A 20,595-nucleotide genomic window follows, 5' to 3' on the forward strand; every position below is an offset into this window, starting at 1 on the left:
CGGTGGGAGAGACGTACATCGCTTGCCCGGGTACTGGTCGTCAGTCCCGGGGCCGTGAGCCGCGTCCGCGGCGGCCCGTTCCGGCAGTGCCGATCCTGTCGGTCGGCGCGGTTCCGTCGGAAGGGCCGACAGCCGGTGCCGGCAATTGTCGATTTCTCGGTTCGGAGAGGTTTAGCAACAGGTCAGCGCGGCCGTGGAGGGGTGAAAAGTCGCAGGTCAGGGGCCGGTGACGTTCTTCTCCAGGTGGCGGCTCGGGGGGTTGCCGGATACCTGCGCTTCACCGGAAGAGGGGGAAACGGGGACCGCGCCGGGGGACAACGCGAGAAGCCGCCCGAAGGCGGCTGGGGGCGACGGCGGACGGACCGTCAGAAGGGCCAGCTGTCCTCCCGGCCGGGGCGTCGCAACTCCTGCCCCAGCCGATGGAGTCCGGCCAGGAAGCCGGTCACGCCGGCCTGGCACTGGTCGCGCCGCAGGTACCCGCGGGCGCTGCGGGCCACCGGTCCGGCGGCGTCGGCGGCCCCCGGGCGGGTGGAGCGGACCGGCAGGAAGGCCGTCCACACCCACAGGCGCGCCTCGGACTGGCCGACGGTACATCGCAGCGAGGTCCGCTCGATGATCAACTCTCTTACTGCTTCGGCGAGTTCGGGCTCGCCGCGATAGGTGCGCACGCCGACGCCGAGCTGCCGCCCGTTCGCCGCGCGCAGCGCCCAGGACAGCGAGCGGTCGCCGACCGGGACGGTCAGCAGGCGCGGCCCGCGCCGGTCAGCGGACATCTGAGGTTCTCAAGGACGGCCCCCGTTCGGAGAGTTCGGGACGTTCCAGGGCCGGCTGCTTGGCCAGCAGCACGACGAACCGCCGGAAGGCGTTCTGGCAGGTGGCGTACCGCTCGTAGGCGCGGCTGGACCGCACCTCCGGCAGGTTGCGCGAGCCGGGGATCACCCAGACCCAGCCGATGCCGTCCCGGACGTGCGTGATCCGGGCCGTGAGCCCCTCCGCGACGGCCCGTAAGCCGTCGAAGCCGCGCTCCGCGTCCCCGGCCGTCTCGTACGCGGCCGGAGTGACCGCGACGACGCGTCCGTTCGGTGCTTTCAACTGCCAGCGGTACCGCCCGTCCGGTGCCCGTTCGGCCCGGAACCCGCCACGACTTGCCCCTGCTGCGGTGTGACCGCGGCTCGACGCGTCCACTGCTCCCCCACCGTCCGGTTCCTCTCCGAGACGGGAGTAAAGCTATGTGTGCACACGAGAGCGCCGGAAGGGCACGAAATACACAACTTGCTCCGTTGGCCGGGAAGTTCTCTCTCGTTAAACTTTCACCAGGTGCACACCAAGTGCGCGCCAACCGACCCCGCCCCGGATCCCCGTCGTTCACGAACCGTTCGAAGAGTCCCCGGTGGCGAACCCATCGCCCGGACGGGTGTTCAGAGCCGCGCCGTCCAAAGCACCCTGGTCCCCCGGCCGTACGGGCCGGGCTCGTGCCAGGCGTCGCCGCCGAGCGCCTCGGCCCGCCGTGCCAGGTTGCGCAGTCCGCTGCGCCGCCCGCCCACGGGGATGCCGACGCCGTCGTCGGTGACGGTCAGCAGCACGCCGGGCCGGCCGCCCCGGTCCAGCGACTCCGGATCGCCGCCGACCGGGCGCCCGCCGTCGTCCAGGTGCACGGTCGCGTCGGCCTCGACGCCGACCCGGGAGGCCCGGGCGTGCCGGGCCGTGTTGGACAGCATCTCCCTCAGGGCGGCGAGCAGTTGACGTCCGGTCTTCTCGCCGACCAGGCTCTCCACCGGACCGACGAAGGAGACCGAGGGCTTGAAGCCGAGCGCCGCCGCGGTCTGGCTGCACTCGCGCAGCACCCGGGTCCGCAGGGTGTCGGGCGCGTCACCGTGATCGTCGTGCTGGAGCGCGTAGATCGTGGTGCGGACCTCCTGGATGGTGGCGTCCAGCTCGTCCACCGCTTCGCCGATGCGGACCTTCACCTCCGGCACGACGGCCCGCCGGGCGGCGCCCTCCAGCATCATGCCGGTGGCGAACAGCCGCTGGATGACGAGGTCGTGGAGATCCCGGGCGATCCGGTCGCGGTCCTGGAAGACGGCGAGCCGCTGCTGGTCGCGCTGCCCCTCGGCGAGCCGCAGCGCGAGCGCGGCCTGCGAGGCGAAGGTCTCGGCGAGCTGCTTCTCAGCCTCGGAGAACGGCACCGCGCCGCGTGAGCGCCAGACGCAGAGCCCGCCGAGCACCCGGCCGGCGGCGACCATCGGCACGGCCAGCGAGGGGCCGAAGCGGCGGGCGAGCCGGATCACCACGGTCGGGTCGGTGGACATGTCGTCGAGGTGCACGCTCTCCCGCTGGAGCAGCCGGGAGGCGAAGCTGTCCGGCGGCAGCAGCTCGCCGCGGACGAACTCGGAGTCCTCCCCCGAGGCATGGGCGACCCGCATCCGGACGGTGCCCGCGTCCCCGTCCGTGACCGGCAGCAGGATCATGCCCAGCGCGGCGTCCGCCAGCTCCCGGACCTGCTCGGCGGCGACGGTGAGCGCCACCTCGGCCTCGTCGGTGGAGAGCAGCGCGGTGGTGACGGCGGCCGCGCCGGCGATCCACCGCTCCCGGCGCCGGCCCTCCTCGTAGAGGCGGGAGTTCTCGATCGCGACGCCGGCCGCGGCGGCCAGCGCGTGCACCACCTGCTCGTCCTCCGGGGTGAAGGCACCGCCGCTGCGCTTCTCGGTGAGGTAGAGGTTGCCGAACACCTCGTCACGGATCCGGATCGGCTCACCGAGGAAGGTCTTCATCCCCGGGTGGTGCGGCGGGAAGCCGTAGGAGCGCGGGTCGGCGGTGAGGTCGCTCAGCCGCAGCGGCTCGGGCCGGTCGATCAGCGCGCCCAGGATCCCGCGGCCGACCGGCAGCTCGCCGATCTCGCGGACGGTCTCGTCGTCGACGCCGACGTGGATGAAGTCCTGCAGCCCCTGGCCGCCGGGTGCGACCACCCCGAGCGCGGCGTACCGGGCGTCCACCAGTTCGGCCGCGCCGGCGGCGATCCGGTGCAGCGTCGCGTGCAGGTCGAGCCCGGCGCCGACCGAGACCACCGCCTCCAGCAGCCGCTGCATCCGGTCGGTGACGGCGGCGGCGGACTGCAGCCGCTCGGACACCTCGGTGACCAGCGTGTCCAGCCCGAGCGAGGAGATCTCGGGCACCCGGTGCGGGGCCTGGTCGGGCTCCGGCTCACCGGGGGTGGCGGCGTCGGGCGGCTCTGGCGTGGGGTCCATGAGGAAGAGCGTAGTTTGTACGGTTTTAGACATAAGGAACGACGCGAGGGCGGCGGTCCGCTCCGGTCAGCCGATCGCGGGCGTCAACAGGCCGTCGGCCTCCCGCTCCCGGGCGTGCATGGCCCGCAGACGACCGGCCGGCCGGGCCAGCAGTTCGGACCAGCCACCGCGCTCGACGACCCGGCCGGCGTCCAGGACGAGCACCTCGTCGACCGTGGAGTCGTCGAGACCGGCCAGGCGGTGGGTGATCAGGACGGTGGTGCGGCCGGCGGTGGCGGTGAGCAGGTCCGCGGTGAGGGCGTCGGCGGTGGGCAGGTCGAGGTGCTCGGCGGGCTCGTCCAAGACGAGCACCGGGAAGTCGGCGAGCAGCGCCCGGGCGAGCGCGAGCCGCTGCCGCTGACCGCCGGAGAGGGCGGCGCCGTGCTCGCCGACCATGGTGTCCAGGCCGTCCGGCAGGGTCTCGGTGAAGTCCAGCAGCCGGGCGGCGGCGAGGGCGGCGCGCAGCTCGTCCTCGTCCGCGGCCGGCCGGGCGAGGCGGAGGTTCTCGCGCAGCGAGCTGTCGAAGACGTGCGCGTCCTGGGCGCAGAGCCCGATCACCCGGCGGACGTCCTCCCCGGCGAGCTCCCGGCTGTCCACAGCCTGTGGACGGCCGGCGGCCAGCACCACGCTCCCGGCGTCCTGGTCGAGGAAGCGCAGCAGCGCCTGGGCGAGGGTGGTCTTGCCGGAACCGGACGGGCCGACCACGGCGATCCGCCGGCCCGGGGCGAGGTCGAGGTCGACGCCGGACAGCGCCTCGGCCTCCTGGCCGGGGTGGCGGGCGGTCAGGCCGCGGACAGCGATCGGCAGCGGCTGCTCGGGCAGGGCCTTCGGCGCGGCGGGCTCGGCGACCGCGGCGGGCGCGTCCAGCACCTCGGCGAGCCGCTCCGAGGCGGCCAGGCTGCGCCGGCGGGCCTGGACGGCGAGCGGCATGCCGGTGACGGCCTCGAAGGCGGCCAGCGGGGTGAGCACCACGACGGCCAGGCAGACCGGGGCGAGCGCCCCGGACTCGACGCCGCGCAGGCCGACGGCCGCGGCGGCGGCCACGGTGAGGCCGGTGAGCAGGGTGATCAGCCCGGTGCCGAGCGCGGCGGTGGTGGCCGAGCGGGCGGCCAGCCCGGTCAGCGCGGTGTCGGCGGCGCGGACGGCGGCGAGCCGGGCGGGCAGCGCGCCGGCCACGGTGAGCTCGGCCGTCCCGCTGAACGCGTCCAGCACGGTGGTGGCGAGCCGTCCGCGCGCCGGGGCCTGGCGGCGCTCGGCGGCGGCCGACCAGCGGGCGGTCAGCGCGGGCACCACCAGGCCGGCGAGCAGCAGGCCGGCGCCGAGCACCAGCCCGGCGGCGGGCAGGAAGGCGCCCATCGCGACGGCGGCGGCCAGCGAGACCACCGCGGCCACCGCGGCCGGCAGGCGCCAGCGCAGGTAGTGGTCCTGGACGGCGTCGACGTCGGCGACCAGCCGGGAGAGCAGGTCGCCGCGCCGGAACGCGGGCAGCCCGGCCGGGGCGAGCGCGGTGAGCCGGCGGTACACCGCGGCGCGCAGGGTGCCGAGGGTGCGCAGCACGGCGTCGTGCGAGACCAGCCGCTCGGCGTAGCGGAAGACGCTGCGGCCGATGCCGAAGGCGCGCACCGAGGTGACGGCCATCATCAGGTAGAGGACGGGCGGCATCTCGGAGGCGTAGGAGATGAGGTAGCCCGAGGTGGCCATCAGGGCGACGGCGCAGCCGAGCGCGAGCGCGCCCAGCAGGACGGACAGGGCGAGGCGGGGCCTGGCCGCGTCCGGGCCGGGCGCGGGCGCGTCCTCCGGGGCCGGCGGGGTGGGCCGGCCGCGGTGCGAGAGCACCGGGACGGCCGCCGGGGAGGCCGGGGGAGCGGCGGGGCCGTCCAGCCGGACCCGCCGGTCGGCGGCGGCCAGCAGCGCGGGCCGGTGGGCGACCAGCAGCACGGTGCGCGCCGGGTCGGCGGCCAGCGCCCGCACGGTGTCCACCACGGCCGCCTCGGAGGCGCCGTCCAGGTTGGCGGTGGGCTCGTCGAGCAGGACGAGCGGCCGGTCGTCGGCGAGCAGCACCCGGGCGAGCGCGAGCCGCTGGCGCTGGCCGGCGGAGAGCCCGGCGCCGTCCTCGCCGAGGAGGGTGTCCAGCCGGGTGACGAAGTCGAGGGCGTGCGCCGAGCGCAGCGCCGTCCACAGCTGGTCGTCGGTGGCCTCGGGCCGGTAGAGCCGCAGGTTGTCGGCGACGGTGCCGGCGAACAGGTGCGGGTGCTGGGGCACCCAGGCGATCTGCCGCCGCCAGCTCCCCGGGTCCAGGTCGGCCAGGTCGTGGGTGCGGCCGTCGGCGGCGGTGATCCGGACGGTGCCGGCGTCCGGGGCGGTGAGCCCGAGCAGGACGCCGAGCAGGGTGGACTTGCCGGCACCGGACGGGCCGGTGAGCGCGACCGTCTCGCCCGGGCGCAGCACCAGCGCGGCACCGTCCAGGGCGGGCGCGGTCCGGTCGGGGAAGCGCACGGTGAGGCCGTCGGCCTCGACGACGGCTCCGGCGAGGTCCGGCGCGGGGGCGGTGCCGGCGGCCGGCAGCGGCGTCTCCAGCACCTCGAAGATCCGGTCGGCGGCGGTCAGGCCCTCGACGCTGGAGTGGTAGAGGGCGCCGACCTGGCGGATCGGGAAGTAGACCTCGGGGGCGAGGATCAGGATCAGCAGCCCGGTCTCCAGGTCGAGGCCGCCGTTCACCAGCCGGAAGCCGATCGAGACGGCGACCAGCGCGACGGAGAGGGTGGAGAGCAGTTCCAGGGCGAAGGAGGAGATGAAGGCGATCCGCAGGGTGCGCAGGGTGGCCCGGCGGTAGTCGGCGGTGATCCGGGCGATGGTGGCGGCCTGGGCGCGGGCCCGGTTGAAGACCTTGAGGGTGGGCAGCCCGGCCACCACGTCCAGGAAGTGGTGGGAGAGCCGGGCGAGGGTGGTCCACTGGCGGTCCATCCGGGCCTGGGTGGCCATCCCGATCAGCACCATGAACAGCGGGATCAGCGGCAGGGTGCCGGCGATGATCGCGGCCGAGGTGACGTCGGCGCCGACGATCCGCAGCAGCACGGTGACCGGCACGACCACGGCGAGCGCCAGTTGCGGCAGGTAGCGGGCGAAGTAGTCGTCGAGCGCGTCGACGCCCCGGGTGGCGAGGGCGGTGAGTTCGCCGGTGCGCCGGCCCGCCAGGTGGGCCGGGCCGAGCGCGGTGGCGTGGTCGAGCAGCCGGCGCCGCAGGGTGGACTTCACCCGGGCGACGGACCGGTGCGCGGTGAGTTCGGTGAGCCAGCCGACCAGCCCGCGCCCGATCGCGGTGAGCACCAGCAGCGCCAGCGGCGCGGTGAGCTCGTCGAGCCCGGTCCGCTGCTGGAAGCCGCGGACCACGAGCTCGGCGATCAGGCCCGCCTGGGCGACCACCAGGGCCGCGTTCGCCGCGCCCAGCAGGACGGTCCCGGCGAGGAAGACCCGGGTGGTGCGGGCGTACCCGAGGAGTCGGGGGTCGACCGGCTTCACGGCGTCAGGCCTGGTCGAGGGCGGCGGCCGGGTCGTGCCCGGGGATGTGCTGGACACCGATCCGCTTGCGGAACACCCAGTACGTCCAGCCCTGGTAGAGCAGCACGAGCGGGGTGAAGATCACCGCCACGATGGTCATCAGCTTGAGCGTGTAGGGCGAAGAGGCCGCGTTGCTCACGGTCAGGCTCCAGTCCGGGTTGAGCGTGGACGGCATGACGTCGGGGAAGAGCGAGAGGAAGAGCATGGCCACGGCGGCCACGATCGTCACGCCCGACAGGACGAACGCCCAGCCCTCGCGGGCCACCTGGTTGGCGGCGAGCGCGCCGACCAGCGCGAGCACCGCGATCACCAGGGCGGCGAGGCTCCAGCCGTTGCCGTGGTCGGCCTGGGTCCAGATCAGGAAGGCCGCGGCCAGTGCCGCCGTCGCCAGGCCGGTGCGCAGGGCGGTGGCCCGGGCCCGGTCGCGGATCTCGCCGACCGTCTTGAGCGCGGCGAACACAGAGCCGTGGAAGACGAACAGGGCGAGCGTCACCAGGCCGCCGAGCAGCGCGTACGGGTTGAGCAGGTCCCAGAAGCCGCCGACGAAGTTCTTCTGCGCGTCGATGTCGACGCCGCGCACGATGTTGGCGAAGGCGACGCCCCAGAGGAAGGACGGGATCAGCGAGGTCCAGAAGATCGCCTCCTCCCAGTTGCGCTGCCAGCGCGGCTCGGGCCGCTTCGCCCGGTACTCGAAGGCGACGCCGCGCACGATCAGGCAGACCAGGATGATCAGCAGCGGGATGTAGAAGCCGCTGAACAGGGTGGCGTACCAGTCCGGGAAGGCCGCGAAGGTGGCGCCGCCGGCGGTCAGCAGCCAGACCTCGTTGCCGTCCCAGACCGGGCCGATGGTGTTGATCAGCACCCGCCGCTCGGTGGTGTTCCTGGCCAGCGTCTTGGTCAGGATGCCGATGCCGAAGTCGAAGCCCTCCAGGAAGAAGTAGCCGATCCAGAGGACGGCGATCAGGACGAACCAGACGTCGTGAAGTTCCATGGTGTGTCGGTCCTATCGATCCTCGGGGGCCTCAGTAGGCGAAGGCGAGCGGCTTGTCGGCGTCGTCGTCGGCGGCCGGGCCGCGCAGGGACGGGTCCTTGGCGGGCGGCTGCTCGTCGGTGGCCGGGCCCGCCTTGGCGTACTTGACCAGCAGCTTCACCTCGATGACGGCGAGGATCGCGTACAGCGTGGTGAAGGTGGTCAGCGCGCCGATCTGGGTGCCGATGCTGACGTTGGGCGACACGGCGCTGGCGGTGGTCATCAGTCCGAAGACGGCCCAGGGCTGGCGGCCCATCTCGGTGAAGATCCAGCCGAAGCTGTTGGCGATCAGCGGGAAGCCCATGGTGAGGATGCCGATCCGCCAGCTCCACTTGGTGAGGAACGGGCCGAGCTCCTTCGTCGGGGTGAGCATCAGGCGCGGAACCTCGTCGTCGCCGGTGCGGAACTCCGGTGCCAGGAAGCGCTTCTTCCGGGTGGTCCAGAGTCCGATCAGGCCGGCCACGAAGGAGGTCATCCCGAAGCCGATCATGAGGCGGAAGCCCCAGTAGGTGACGAAGATGCTGGGGATGTAGTCCTTGGGGTCGCCGCCGTACTTAGCGGCCTCGGCGGCGGCGGTGTCGTTGATGCCGGGGACGGAGGAGCTGAAGTCGCTGTTGGCGAGGAAGGACAGCGCCGCGGGGATCTCCAGCTCGACCGAGTTGTGGCCCTTGCTGACGTCGCCGACCGCGAAGATCGAGAACGGCGCGGGGGCCTTGGTGTCCCAGAGCGCCTCGGCGGCGGCCATCTTCATCGGCTGCTGGCGGAACATGACCTTGGCCAGCTGGTCGCCGCTGAGCGCGGTGCCGAGGCCGGCGACGACGGCGAGCACCAGGCCGATGCGCAGCGAGGTGCGCATCGCGGCGACCCGCTTGGGGTTGGCGCCCTCCGGCTTGCGCTTGGCCTTCCAGAGGTGGAAGGAGGCGATGCCGACCACGAACGCCGCGCCGGTGAGGAAGGCCGCGGTCAGCGTGTGCAGGACGACGGTGACGGTGGTGTCCTGGAACAGCACCCGCGCGATGTCGTTGAGCTGGGCCTTCCCGGTGACCGGGTCGATCGCGTAGCCGACCGGGTGCTGCATCCAGGAGTTGGCCGCCAGGATGAAGTAGGCGGAGAGCACGGTGCCGAGCGCGACCATCCAGATGCAGGCGCAGTGCAGCTTCCTCGGCAGCTTGTCCCAGCCGAAGATCCACAGGCCGATGAAGGTCGACTCGAAGAAGAAGGCGATCAGCGCCTCCATCGCGAGCGGGGCGCCGAAGACGTCGCCGACGAAGCGGGAGTAGTCGGACCAGTTCATGCCGAACTGGAACTCCTGGACGATGCCGGTGACCACGCCCATCGCGATGTTGATCAGGAAGAGCTTGCCCCAGAACTTGGTGGCGTGGAAGTACTTCTCCTTGTCCGTCCGCACCCACGCGGTCTCCAGCCCGGCGACGATCGCCGCGAGGCTGATGGTGAGCGGGACGAAGAGGAAGTGGTAGACGGTGGTGATGCCGAATTGCCATCGCGCGATGGTCTCGTGAGCGATTGCCAGTTCCACGTCGCCCTCTCTCCAACCGACCCTGTCGAGGTCATATTTCAGGACAAACTTCATCTATAGCCGGAGACCGCTGCTCAAGCGCGCAAGCTTGTCCGCTTGTGAACGTGAACACGTTCACAAGCATCAGTATCCATCACTCTTACAGGCGATTCACCGGCGGGGTGGGGTTTGACCGGCAGCGATGCCGTGCGCACAGTCTGCGAAGGGGGCCGTCGGACCACAACGAGCGCCCGGGCGCGCGCCGCGGAAAATCTGGACGATCCGTACATTGACAGCCACCGGATCCTCCAAGGCGGCCCATTCGGCCCATGCGGGCCCCCTCCCCCGAGGCCGTGCCAGACTCGGCCCGTGCAGACGATCGTCGAAGCGATGGCCGGGCGGCTGGCCTCCGTGCCGGGGGTGGTGGGCGTCATGCTCGGCGGCAGCCGGGCCCGGGGCGAGCACCGGCCGGAGTCGGACTGGGACCTCGGTCTCTACTACCGCGGCACCCCCGACCTCGACGCGCTGCGCGCGCTGGCCGGCCCGGGCGTCGAGGTGACCGGACCGGGCGGCTGGGGGCCGTGGGTGGACGGCGGCGCCTGGCTCACCGTCGAGGGCCTCGGCCGGGTGGACTGGATCCTGCGCGACCTCGACCGGGTCGACCGGGTCCGGGCCGACTGCCTGGTCGGCCGCTACGAGGTGGGCGTCCAGGCCGGCCACCCGCTCGGCTTCTGGTCGCCCTGCTACGTCGGGGAGTTGGCGCTCGGCCAGGTCCTCGCCGACCCGTCCGGCGCGCTGACGGAGCGCCGCGCCGCGTACGCGCCGTACCCGGAACCGCTGCGGGCCGCCCTGACCGGGAGCACGTGGGAGGCCGGGTTCCTGCTCGACGGCGCCGCCAAGGGCGCGGCCCGCGGCGACACCCTGTACGTCGTGCTCTGCCTCTCCCGCGCCGTCGGCATCCTGGTGCAGGCGCTGTTCGCGGCCGACCGCCGCTGGTGCCTCAACGAGAAGGGCGCCCTCGCCGTCGCCGAGTCGCTGCCCGCCGCCCCCGACGGCTTCGGCCCGCGCGCCCGTGCCCTGCTCGCCGCCCCGGGCGACGGACCGGCGGCGCTCACCGCCACCGTGACCGCCGCCCGCGCCCTGGTCGCCGACACCGAGGCCGCGCTGCGGGCCGGCTGAGCACGTCTATGCCCGGCCGAGGAGTTGGGTGCCGGGGGCGGAGGGGGCGCGGGCGGTGAAGAAGTCGACGAAGCCGCGCAGGAACTCGGCCACGGTGATGACGCCGTCCCCGTCGGTGTCCAGGCGTCGGAAGCCGTGCGAGAGTTCGGCCGGGTGCACCCGGCGGCCGTCGAACAGCACCCGGTACTCGGCGAAGTCCAGCAGGCCGTCCCCGTCGGTGTCGGCCGCCGCGAAGACGGCGCGCAGCGCGGGCAGCAGGCCGCCCTCCAGGTAGGCCGGGTCCCGGTCGCAGCCGGCCAGCGTCGCGGCGACGTACTCGTCCCGGCTGATCCGGCCGTCGCCGTCGGTGTCCATGCTCGCCCGCAGCTGCTCCCACCACGCCTCGAACGCGGCGTACACCCGGCCCTCGCCCTCCTCGGAGAGCTCCAGCTGCCAGCAGACGTTGTGCGCCATCGCCTGCAGGTCGCGGGCGGTGAGCAGGCCGTCGCCGGTCTGGTCGAGGACCTCCCGGAAGAAGCGTTCCAGCCGGGGCGGCCGGGTGTCCTGGCGCGGCATCCGGCGGGGCCGGGACGGCGGGCGCACGCCCGGGGCGCGGTAGCGGTAGCGGTCCGGCAGGCCGGTCAGCACCGCGCGGCCGCCCCGGTGCAGCAGCCCGGACAGCAGCGCCCCGCGGCGGGTGCGGACCAGGCCGAACCGCTCCCGGTAGACCGCCGGGAGGTCCGCGACGGTCAGCTCGGTGACCACCCGGGCCACCAGCGACCGCAGCACCCGCCAGCCCACCGGCCCGAGGAAGCGCAGCCGGCGCGGGCAGGGCGCCTCGTGCAGCATGTCGTACAGCAGGTGCCGCGCCGTCCCGGTGAACTCCAGCCGCTCGACGGTCGTCCGCCGCAGGTAGCCGGGCAGCTCGGCGGCGGTGGCGGGCAACTCCCCGGCGGGCAGCCCGAACACCGCCGCGATCTCGGCGAACTCCCGGTACAGCTCCTCCAGTTCGTCCGGCGTGTACGGATCGCCGCTCAACTCCCGCATGGCGACGACGGCTTCGAAGAGGGTGAGCAGCACCCAGGCCCGGGTGGCCGGGTCCTGGGCGTCGTACGCCCGGCCGTCCTCGGTGGTGCCGCGGATCCGCCGGTGCGCCCGGTCGAGCCGCTGGACCTCGCGCCAGAGCTGCTCCTGGTCGGCCTGGAAGAGCCGGCGCCCGCTGCCGAGGGTGTGCTCGATCCGGCGCCAGGGGTGGCCGCGGTAGGTGGAGTGCTCCTCCATCCCGGCCGCGACCACCGGATGGGAGGCCTGGAGCACCAGCAGCCGCCAGGCGACGAGCACGATCCGCCACTCCGAGAGGTCCCGGCGGAAGGACACCTCGGAACGTGCCGCCGAGGGTGCCGACGCTGCTGACGCTGCCATCCGGGAATCTCCTGGGAGTTGCGGGACCTTCGCGTACGGGCGGGGCCCTTCCCGGCCGTCCGGCGGGGAAACCAGACGCTGGATTGGTCAGACAGTGCTACTTAGCAGCTGCTGTCAGTTCTGCGAGGTCCGCCAGGTCGGCCGCGTCCAGGCGCAGCGCGGCGGCGGCGGTGTTCTCCTCCAGGTGCGCCGGCGAGGAGGTGCCCGGAATGGCGAGGATCACCGGCGAGAGCGCCAGCAGCCAGGCCACCATCACCTGGGCCCGGGTGACGCCGTACCGCTCGGCGACCCGGCGCAGGGCCGGGTGGTCGGGCAGGCCGGTGCCGCCCAGCGGGTAGAACGGCACGAAGGCGATGCCCCGCTCGGCGCAGTCGGCCAGCAGCCGGTCGTCGGCCTCGTCGTGCTCCAGCACGCTGTACTTGTTCTGCACCGCCACCACCGGGGCGAGCGCTTCGGCCTCGGCCAGCTGCGCCGCGTCCACATTGCTGACGCCCAGCTGCCGGATCAGCCCCTGCGCGCGCAACTCGGCCAGCTCGGCGAAGGGTTCGGCGATCGAGGACTGGCTGGGCATCCGGCGCAGGTAGACCAGGTCGAGGTGGTCCACCCCGAGCTCGCGCAGATTGCGGTGGACGGCCGCGCGCACGCTGTCCCGGTCGGCCGGGTCCATCCACGACCCGTCCGGTTCCCGGCCGGGGCCGACCTTGGTGGCGATCACCAGCTCGTCCCGGTAGGGGTGCAGGGCCCGCCGGATCAGTCCGTTGGCGGAGACCTCGCGGAAGAAGTAGAACCAGGCAGTGTCGATGTGGTCGATGCCCAGCTCCACCGCCCGGCGCAGCACCCGCAGGCTCTGCTCGGGGTCGCAGGCGGGGCCGCCCCAGTCGCGGGAGGGCAGTTTCATCGCGCCGAAGCCCATCCGGGAGACCGGCACCTCGCCGCCGAGGAGGAAGGAGCCGGCCGCGGAGGCCTGAGGAGTCGTCATGGTGTTCAGCCTCGCCCGGGCTCGCCGCGGCGCCGTCCGATCTGGCAGCTTGCTGCCATGACCTTCGATCGGATCATCACCCTGCACGGCGAGGACGAGCTCGTCCAGCGGGCCGGCCACCTCTTCGTCGCCTCGCGCGAGGAGTTCCTGGTCGCCGCCGCCGATCTGATGACCTGGTCGGCGGGCGTCAACGCGGCCTTCCGCGAAGGGAAGCGGCCGCACGTCGTCCCCGGCCTGACCATGCGCAAGCTGTACAGTCGGCGAGCCCTCGCCGAACCCGAGTCGCTGCGTCGGCTGCGGCGGATCGCGGCGAGCGGCATCGAGGTGCGGATCTCCGACGGGCCGATCACCCGGGAGGCCATCGTCATCGACCGCCGCACCGCGATCCTGGCCGGCGTCCCGGTGCGCGGCGTCCGTACCTACACCGTGGTGCACACCCCGGAAGTCGTCGACGGCGTGCGTTCGCTGTTCCGCGCCAGCTGGGAGACCGCCACTGAGCTCGCCGACTGCACCGCCTCGCCGCCCCCGCTGACCGGGCAGGCCCGCGACACCCTGCGCACCCTCGCCGCCGGCCACACCGACGAGACCGGCGCCCGCCTGCTCGGTGTCTCCCTGCGTACCTACCGCCGCCGCGTCGCCGAACTCATGGCCGCCCTCGGCGCGGGATCCCGCTTCCAGGCCGGTCTGCTCGCCCGGGGCTTGCTCGACGAGGAGGCCGCCCCCGCCGCCCCCGCCGCCCTCCGGTGATCCTTTCGCGCCTCAGCGCTGGTGGGGGAGCTCCAGGCGGAAGGTGGCGCCGGTGCCCGGGGCGGTGTGGAGGGTGAGGGCGCCACCGTGGGCGTGGGTGAGGGCGGTGGCGATGGCGAGGCCGAGGCCGGCGCCGCCGCGGCGGTCGTTGCGGCTGCGGGAGGCGTCGACGCGGTAGAAGCGGTGGAAGACCAGGGCGGCCTGGTCGGCGGTGAGGCCGGGGCCGGAGTCGGCGACCTCCAGGAGGCACTGGCCGCCGTCGGTGCCCACGCCGATCCGCACCGGGGTGCCGGGCGGGGTGTGCTTGACCGCGTTGCCGACCAGGTTGGTGATCACCTGGCGCAGCCGCGCCTCGTCGCCGAGCACCGGCGCGGGCCCCGGCGGGCCGCTGCCGCCCGGGCCGGTGAGCGCGACCGAGCGGCTCGGGTCGAGCGCGGTGAGGTCGTGCAGGGCGTCGGCGGCGAGCGTGCGCAGGTCCATCGGGGCGAGGTCGAGCGGGCGTTCCTCGTCGAGCCGGGCGAGCACCAGCAGGTCCTCGACCAGGGCACCCATCCGCACCGCCTCGTTCTCGATCCGGTCCATGGTGCGCGCCACGTCGGCCTCGGACGGCAGGGCGCCCATCCGGTACAGCTCGGCGAAGCCGCGGATGCCGGCCAGCGGGGTGCGCAGCTCGTGCGAGGCGTCCGCGACGAACCTCCGCATCCGGGCCTCGGACTCCGCGCGGGCGGCGAACGCGGACTCGATCTGCGCCAGCATGCCGTTCAGCGCGATGGAGAGCCGGCCGACCTCGGTGTGCGGCGGCAGGACGGGCATCCGGTGCGAGAGCTCGCCGGCCGCGATCCGCTGGGCGCCCTCCTCGATCCGGCGCAGCGGCCGCAGCCCGGCCCGCACCGCGAAGAAGCCGAGCGCGGCGATCAGCACCAGGACGGCGCCGCCGATGCCGAGGAAGGCGGTGCGCAGCCGGGCGACGGTGCCGTCGACGTCCTCCCGGGAGACGGCGACCATCACGTACGCGGAGTTCGGCATGGGCGCGGCGAAGACGCTGGCCGGGGCGTTCTGCCGCTGGACCGGCAGCACCAGCACCCGCCAGCGGTACCGGCCGCCGCGCTGGTCGGGCAGGTCGAAGGGGGTGTCGGAGCCGACCTTGGCCGGGTCGAAGCCGGCCAGCTGCGGCGCCGGGTCGTTCTCGGAGACCGGCTGGCGCACCACGAACTGCACCTTGCCGTCGGCGGACAGGTACTGGACCAGGTACTGGCTGGGCAGCGCGGCCAGGTACTGGGAGGTGCCGCGCTTGCCGCCCAGGGACGGCGGCTGCTGCTTGGCGTCCGGCCAGTTGAGCCGGGACGGGGCCCGGCGGGCGAGCGGCTCGCCGAAGCGCTCCAGCTGTTCGTCGAGCCGCTGCACCAGCTGGTGCCGGACGGTGCCGACCACCACGGCGTCGCTGACCACCAGCCCGGTGGTGACCAGCACGAGCGCGAGCACCAGCAGCCGGGCGCGCAGCGACAGCCGCCCGCGGCGGCGGCGCCGCGGGGCGGGGTCCGACGCCGCCGTGGTGCCCGGCCCCACCGGGGGCAGCTCGGTCGGCTCCACGGCGGACGGCTCCGTACCGCTCAACCCTGCGGCGGGCGGCGCAGGGCGTAGCCGATGCCGCGCACGGTGTGGATCAGCTTGGGCCCGTGGGCCGGACCGGAGTCCAGCTTGCGGCGCAGGTAGGAGATGTAGGACTCGACGATGGACAGGTCGCCGCCGAAGTCGTAGGCCCAGACGTGGTCGAGGATCTGCGCCTTGGAGACCACCCGGCCGACGTTGGCCATCAGGTAGTGCAGCAGCTTGAACTCGGTCGGGGAGAGCGCGACGACACCGCCGCCGCGGGTGACCTCGTGGGCTATCGGGTCGAGGACGAGGTCGGCGACCATCAGCCGGCCGTCCTCGGCCGGTCCGCCGGAGCGGCGCAGGATGGCGCGGATCCGGGCGATCAGCTCCTCCAGGCTGAACGGCTTGGTCACGTAGTCGTCGGCCCCGGCGGCGAGGCCCTGCACCTTGTCCCCGACGCCGTCCTTGGCGGTGAGGAGGAGCACGGGCAGGTGGTCGCCGGGGTGGCCGTGGGCGGGTCCGGCGATGAGGCCGCGGCTGGTCTGCTCGCGCAGCCGCTCGACGACGGTGAAGCCGTCGAGGTCGGGCAGCATCACGTCGAGCACGACCAGGTCCGGACGGTCCGCGGCGACCAGCCGCAGCGCCTCGGCACCGGTCGCGGCCGACGCCACCCGGAAGCCGGAGAAGCGCAGCGAGGCGGACAGCAGCTCGCGGATGTTCGGTTCGTCGTCGACGACGAGGAGGTAGGCCTCCCCCTGGCCGCCGCCGCTGTTCACCGCCGGAGTTCCTGGTGTCGACACAGTGCCTTGCACGGGGGTTCCGCCTCCCGGTCGGACGATGGCGTTCAGCTCGAGGCTAGCCCGGGGAGGCTATGGGCCATCGATGAATGTTGGATTAACACCTTATCGGGCGGTTTCAGGTGCCCAGTCCCGCAGGGCGGGGCTGGATGGTGTGCGCACGGCCTCCACCCCGGACCACCGCGACCCCGGAACAGCGGAGCGGGAGGGGTGCGCGGCCCGGCCCCCGGGGAGGTGGGGCCGGGCCGCGCGGGTGTCCGGGTGGGCGGCCGGGTCAGCCGGTGGAGGCGGGGCGGGAGGCGGCGGCCGGGCCGGGGCCGAAGCCCGTGGTGCCCTCGACGAGCTGGGTCGCGGCGTAGCCGCCGTCGCCGGAGGGGGTGCCCATCACGGTCACGCTCTGGCCGGGCTGCAGGTCGGCGACCTTGCCCTCCTTGTTGAGCTGCACCTTGGTGCCGTCCCCGGTGGTCACCTTGATCGTGTTGCCGTTGCTGTCGGTGAGGTAGACGGTGGTGCCGTCCACGGCCTTGACCGTGCCCCGGGTGCCGTTCTGACCGCCCTGGCCGCCCTGGCCGTTGCGGCGGGTGCCGTTGCCGTTGCCCGGGTAGCCGGACGCGCCCGCCCGCGGCTGCTGCGCGCCGGAGGCGGTGGTCCGCCCGGACCCGGCCGCGCGGTCGGAGCCGTTGTCCTTCTGGTACCGGACACCGCCGGCGAACGCCGCCGTGGCGATCACCGCCCCGGCCAGGGCGAGCGACAGCCACGGCAGCCGGCGGCGCGGCGGCGCGGCCAGCTCGGCGGTGACGTCCCGGGCGTCCGGCGCGGTGGAGAGCAGGGCGACCTGCTCGGCGGGGGTGCGCGGCTCGATCTCGTTGCTCATGGTCTGCGGTCCTTGCTCACTCGTGGCGGAGGGCGTCGATCGGGCGCAGCGAGGCGGCCCGGTTGGCGGGGTAGCTGCCGAAGAACAGACCGATGGCGACGGCGATCCCGAACGCCCCGAGCACCGACTCGGGGATCACCACCGGCTCGATGCCGACGATCCTGAAGTGCGCGCCGGCGATCCCGGCCAGCACCCCCAGCCCGGCGCCGACCACCGACAGCAGGGTGGCCTCGGTGAGGAACTGCCCGAGGATCACCCCGCGCGGGGCGCCCAGCGCCTTGCGGATGCCGATCTCCCTGGTCCGCTCGGTGACCGTGACCAGCATGATGTTGGTGATGCCGATCCCGCCGACCAGCAGCGAGATCGCGGCCACCGCGCCGAGCAGCACCGTGAAGGTCCTGGTGGTCGATTCGCGGGTGCTGAGCAGCGAGGCCTGGCTGCTGATCCGGAAGTCCGCCCGGCTCGGGTCGGTGATCGCGTGCGCGGCGAGCAGGACGCGGGTGATCTCGGCCTGGGCCGCCGCCGTGTCGTCCGCCGAACCGGCCTGGACCAGGATCTGGTTGACCGAGCCGAAGCCGGTGAAGGCGTTCTGCACCGTCGGCAGCGGGGCGATCAGTACGTCGTCCGGGTCGGTGAAGCCGGTGCCGCCCTTGGCCCGCAGCACGCCGACCACGGTGAACGGGGTGCCGCCGACGGTGATCGACCTGCCGACCGGGTCGGTGCCGGCGAACAGCTGCTTGGCGGTGGTCGCCCCGAGCACCACCACCTTGCGGGAGGCCAGCACGTCGTCCTGGGTGAAGTACTCGCCGTGCTCGATCCGCTGGTTGGCGGTCTCGAAGTACGCCGGGTAGGTGCCGACGATCGAGCCGGGGCTGTAGGAGATGTCCCCGTACAGCGCGGTGCCGCTCGCCGTCACCACCGGCGCCACCGACCGGACGGCCTTGGCGTCCGCCTCGGTGGCCAAGGCCCTGGCGTCGGCCACGGTCAGCTTCCTGGCGGTGCCGGCGGAGCGGGCGCCGCCGGTGGCGGACCCGGAGGTCACGGTCAGCGCGTTGGTGCCGAGCGAGGTGATCGACTCCTTGACCGCGACCGAGGAGCCGTTGCCGACGGCCAGCAGCAGGATCACCGAGGCCACGCCGATCAGCACCCCCAGCATGGTGAGCGCGGAGCGCACCTTGTTGGCGGCCAGGCCGCCGGCGGCGAAGCGGAGCGTCTGCCAGAGGATCACGCCGGCACCCCCGCCCGGAGCAGCGCGGGCGGCGGCCCGTCCACCGGGGCCTGCCGGACGTCGGCGACGATCGCGCCGTCGACCAGCCGCAGCACCCGCTTGGCGTGCCGGGCGACCTCGTCCTCGTGGGTGATCAGCACGACCGTGCGGCCGGTGGCGTTGAGGCCGTCGACGAGCGCGAGCACCTCCTCGGTGGAGCGGCTGTCCAGGTTTCCGGTGGGCTCGTCGGCGAGCAGCATCGCGGGCGCGGTGACCAGTGCCCGGGCCACCGCGACGCGCTGCTGCTGGCCTCCGGAGAGCTCGTTGGGCCGGTGCCCGGAGCGCTCGGCGAGGCCGACCAGGGAGAGCGCGGCGCGTGCCCGGCGGCGGCGCTCGGCGGCCCGCACGCCCGCGTAGGCGAGCGGCAGCTCCACCTGGGCCAGCGCGGTGGTGCGGGGGACGAGGTTGAAGGACTGGAAGACGAAGCCGATCTTGCGGTTGCGGACCAGCGCGAGCTGCTGCTCGTCCAGGTGGCCGACGTCGATGCCGTCCAGCAGGTACCGGCCGGAGGTCGGCACGTCGAGGCAGCCGAGGATGTTCATCAGGGTGGACTTGCCGGAGCCGGAGCTGCCCATCACGGCGACGTAGTCGCCCTGCTCGACGTCCAGGTCGACGCCCAGCGGGGCGCCGGTGGCCGGGTCGTCGGGGCCGCGCAGCGCGTGCACGGTGGCGTCGCCGTGGCCGTAGGACTTGGTGAGGCGGCGGATCCGGATCACCGGGACCGGCGCGACGGGGTGCGGGTGGGCGGGGGCGTCGGCGCGCGAGGGGAGGCGGTGGGGCATCAGCGGCCACCGCCCCGGCCGGCGCCCGTGCCACCGGCACCTCCGGCGGCGCCGACAGCACCGCCGATCCCGGCCACCCCCGCGCCGCCGCTTCCCGCGCCGCCTCCCCGGCTGCCGTTGCCGCCCTGGCCGCCGTTCACGCCCGGGAAGGAGCCGTTGGGGAAGCCGTTCGAGCCGCTGGTGGAGGCCAGTTCGACCTTGTCGCCCTCGGCCAGCCCGGAGACCACCTGCACGGTGCTGTCGCCCTCGACGCCCACCTCGACGGTGACCCGCTCGGTGCTGCCGTCCGGGTGCACCACGGTGGCGGTCCGGCTCGCGCCGGTGCCGGACAGCGCGGCGGTCGGCAGCGACAGGGCGTCGTCCGCCTCGCCGGTGACCACCGAGACGGTCGCGCTCAGACCGGTGCGCAGCTTGCCGGTGTCCCCGGAGAGCTGCAGCGTCGCCGCGTACTGGACGGCGGCCGAGCCCCCGCCGGAGCCGCTCACCGGCAGCGGGCTGACCGACAGCACCGAGGCGTTGAACTTGCTGTCGGACTGCGCGTTCAGCGTGACAGTGGCGGCCTCGCCCTTCTTCAGCTTGAGCGAGTCCAGCTCGGAGAAGTTGGCGGTGACCTGCATCCCGGTCGGGTTGGTCAGCACGATGAAGCCGCTGGGGGCGGCGGAGGCGCCCGTGGACGACTTGGCGCCCGCGGAGGAGGACGAGGAGCCGCCGGTCGATCCGACAGTGTCGCCGACCCGGCCCGCCACCGAGGCGACCGTGCCGTCCACCGAGGCGGTGAGCGTGGTGCCGGCCAGCGCCGCCTGGGCGTTGGCGAGGTTGGTCTGCGCGGTGGCGAGCTGCTGCTCGGCCTGGGCGACCGCCGCGTCGTCGACCTTGGTGGTGGTGATGGTGGTGGTCTGCGGCTCGGGAACGCTGGTCGTCGGCGCCGCCGGGACGGTGGCCCGCGCGGCCGGGCTGGTCTGCGCGGACGGGTCGGCCGTCGCCGAGGGAGCGGTCGCCGACGACGGGTCGGCCTGCGGGGCGGACGCGCTGCTCCCGTCCGCCCCGCGGCCGCTCGACCCGCCCGCGCCGGAGGATCCCGACGCGCCGGACGAGCCGTTGGCCCTGGCCGGCAGCTGCTGGACGGTGGTCGTGGTGACCCCCGCGCGCGCCTTGGCCAGGTTGACGGTGGCGGTGTTCAACGCGGCCTGCGCGCCGTCCACCTGCTGCTGCGTCGCGGTGGTGTCGACGGTGGCGAGCACCTGCCCCTTGGTCACCGTGTCACCGACGGCCACCTCGACGGCGGTGAGCCGCCCTCCGGTGCTGAAATCCTGGGCCGCGTCGGTGGGCGACGCCAGGGTGCCGGTTCCGGACACCGTGGCCAGGACCGTGCCCTTGGTGACGGTGGCCGTCCGGGCCGGCGCCTTGGCGGCCGCCGTGCCGGTGCCGTCGTCCAGCACGGTGTACGCCAGGGCGGCGGCACCGAGCAGGGCCACGCCGAGCGCGGAGTTGACGAGGACGGCACCTCGCCGTCGCGGGAACACCTTCATGGCGGACAGCTTCCCGGGGCGCTCTTGCACCGTCCTGGACACCGGCTGGGAGGTGGCTG

The 20,595-nt window shown here is 74.0% G+C and carries 16 protein-coding genes; 2 read left to right on the forward strand and 14 right to left on the reverse strand.

The window, feature by feature from the left end:
- Positions 1 to 365: 365 nt before the first annotated feature.
- From ABZW10_RS10025 to ABZW10_RS10050, 6 genes are all read right to left on the reverse strand, one after another.
- Entirely contained in the window at positions 366 to 773 is a 408-nt protein-coding gene (locus tag ABZW10_RS10025; RefSeq protein WP_355362323.1) for a hypothetical protein, read from the reverse strand.
- Positions 763 to 1,185 (reverse strand): DUF1508 domain-containing protein, encoded by a 423-nt coding sequence (locus ABZW10_RS10030; protein WP_355362325.1) that lies wholly within the window; start codon positions 1,183 to 1,185, stop codon positions 763 to 765. Before ABZW10_RS10030 ends, ABZW10_RS10025 begins: the two co-directional genes overlap by 11 nt.
- 233 nt (positions 1,186 to 1,418) lie before the next feature.
- Positions 1,419 to 3,245 (reverse strand): GAF domain-containing protein, encoded by a 1,827-nt coding sequence (locus tag ABZW10_RS10035; protein ID WP_355362327.1) that lies wholly within the window; start codon positions 3,243 to 3,245, stop codon positions 1,419 to 1,421.
- Positions 3,246 to 3,311: 66 nt separating this feature from the next.
- Positions 3,312 to 6,803 carry a thiol reductant ABC exporter subunit CydD gene (gene cydD / locus ABZW10_RS10040; protein ID WP_355362329.1) on the reverse strand — a complete coding sequence of 1,164 codons (3,492 nt, stop codon included), beginning with the start codon at positions 6,801 to 6,803 and terminating at the stop codon, positions 3,312 to 3,314.
- 4 nt (positions 6,804 to 6,807) lie between these two features.
- Entirely contained in the window at positions 6,808 to 7,833 is a 1,026-nt protein-coding gene (gene cydB, locus ABZW10_RS10045) for a cytochrome d ubiquinol oxidase subunit II (RefSeq protein WP_355362331.1), read from the reverse strand.
- Between the two features lie 31 nt (positions 7,834 to 7,864).
- Positions 7,865 to 9,409 (reverse strand): cytochrome ubiquinol oxidase subunit I, encoded by a 1,545-nt coding sequence (locus ABZW10_RS10050; RefSeq protein WP_355362333.1) that lies wholly within the window; start codon positions 9,407 to 9,409, stop codon positions 7,865 to 7,867.
- Positions 9,410 to 9,778: 369 nt separating this feature from the next.
- On the opposite strand from ABZW10_RS10050, the gene ABZW10_RS10055 reads away from it, so the two are divergent.
- Entirely contained in the window at positions 9,779 to 10,567 is a 789-nt protein-coding gene (locus tag ABZW10_RS10055) for a nucleotidyltransferase domain-containing protein (RefSeq protein WP_355362643.1), read from the forward strand.
- A gap of 6 nt (positions 10,568 to 10,573) precedes the next feature.
- On the opposite strand, the gene ABZW10_RS10060 is transcribed toward ABZW10_RS10055, so the two are convergent.
- Both ABZW10_RS10060 and ABZW10_RS10065 read right to left on the reverse strand, forming a co-directional pair.
- Positions 10,574 to 11,968 (reverse strand): EF-hand domain-containing protein, encoded by a 1,395-nt coding sequence (locus ABZW10_RS10060; RefSeq protein ID WP_355362334.1) that lies wholly within the window; start codon positions 11,966 to 11,968, stop codon positions 10,574 to 10,576.
- 97 nt (positions 11,969 to 12,065) lie between these two features.
- A complete protein-coding gene (locus tag ABZW10_RS10065) occupies positions 12,066 to 12,947 on the reverse strand; it encodes an aldo/keto reductase (protein WP_355362336.1) in 882 nt (293 codons plus the stop codon).
- A 57-nt stretch (positions 12,948 to 13,004) separates the two neighbouring features.
- On the opposite strand from ABZW10_RS10065, the gene ABZW10_RS10070 reads away from it, so the two are divergent.
- Complete coding sequence (locus ABZW10_RS10070) at positions 13,005 to 13,694, forward strand: DNA-binding response regulator (RefSeq protein WP_355362338.1); 690 nt, start codon at positions 13,005 to 13,007, stop codon at positions 13,692 to 13,694.
- A gap of 12 nt (positions 13,695 to 13,706) precedes the next feature.
- Here ABZW10_RS10070 and ABZW10_RS10075 read toward each other — a convergent pair whose 3' ends face one another.
- The 6 genes from ABZW10_RS10075 to ABZW10_RS10100 all read right to left on the reverse strand — a co-directional run bounded on the left by ABZW10_RS10075 (position 13,707) and on the right by ABZW10_RS10100 (position 20,536).
- Positions 13,707 to 15,284, reverse strand: coding sequence for a HAMP domain-containing sensor histidine kinase (locus ABZW10_RS10075; protein WP_355362340.1), 1,578 nt, complete (start codon positions 15,282 to 15,284; stop codon positions 13,707 to 13,709).
- A 20-nt stretch (positions 15,285 to 15,304) separates the two neighbouring features.
- A complete protein-coding gene (locus ABZW10_RS10080) occupies positions 15,305 to 16,063 on the reverse strand; it encodes a response regulator transcription factor (protein WP_355362342.1) in 759 nt (252 codons plus the stop codon).
- Positions 16,064 to 16,358: 295 nt separating this feature from the next.
- Positions 16,359 to 16,958, reverse strand: coding sequence for a hypothetical protein (locus ABZW10_RS10085; RefSeq protein ID WP_355362344.1), 600 nt, complete (start codon positions 16,956 to 16,958; stop codon positions 16,359 to 16,361).
- A gap of 16 nt (positions 16,959 to 16,974) precedes the next feature.
- Positions 16,975 to 18,186, reverse strand: a complete 1,212-nt coding sequence (locus ABZW10_RS10090; RefSeq protein WP_355362346.1) for an ABC transporter permease — start codon at positions 18,184 to 18,186, stop codon at positions 16,975 to 16,977.
- Entirely contained in the window at positions 18,183 to 19,007 is an 825-nt protein-coding gene (locus tag ABZW10_RS10095; RefSeq protein WP_355362348.1) for an ABC transporter ATP-binding protein, read from the reverse strand. The genes ABZW10_RS10090 and ABZW10_RS10095 overlap by 4 nt, the downstream gene beginning before the upstream one ends.
- Positions 19,007 to 20,536: a biotin/lipoyl-binding protein gene (locus tag ABZW10_RS10100; RefSeq protein WP_355362350.1), complete on the reverse strand. Its 1,530-nt coding sequence runs from the start codon at positions 20,534 to 20,536 to the stop codon at positions 19,007 to 19,009. Before ABZW10_RS10100 ends, ABZW10_RS10095 begins: the two co-directional genes overlap by 1 nt.
- Positions 20,537 to 20,595: the final 59 nt, after the last annotated feature.

This window comes from Kitasatospora sp. NPDC004723, from assembly GCF_040609255.1.
GTDB lineage: Bacteria > Actinomycetota > Actinomycetes > Streptomycetales > Streptomycetaceae > Kitasatospora.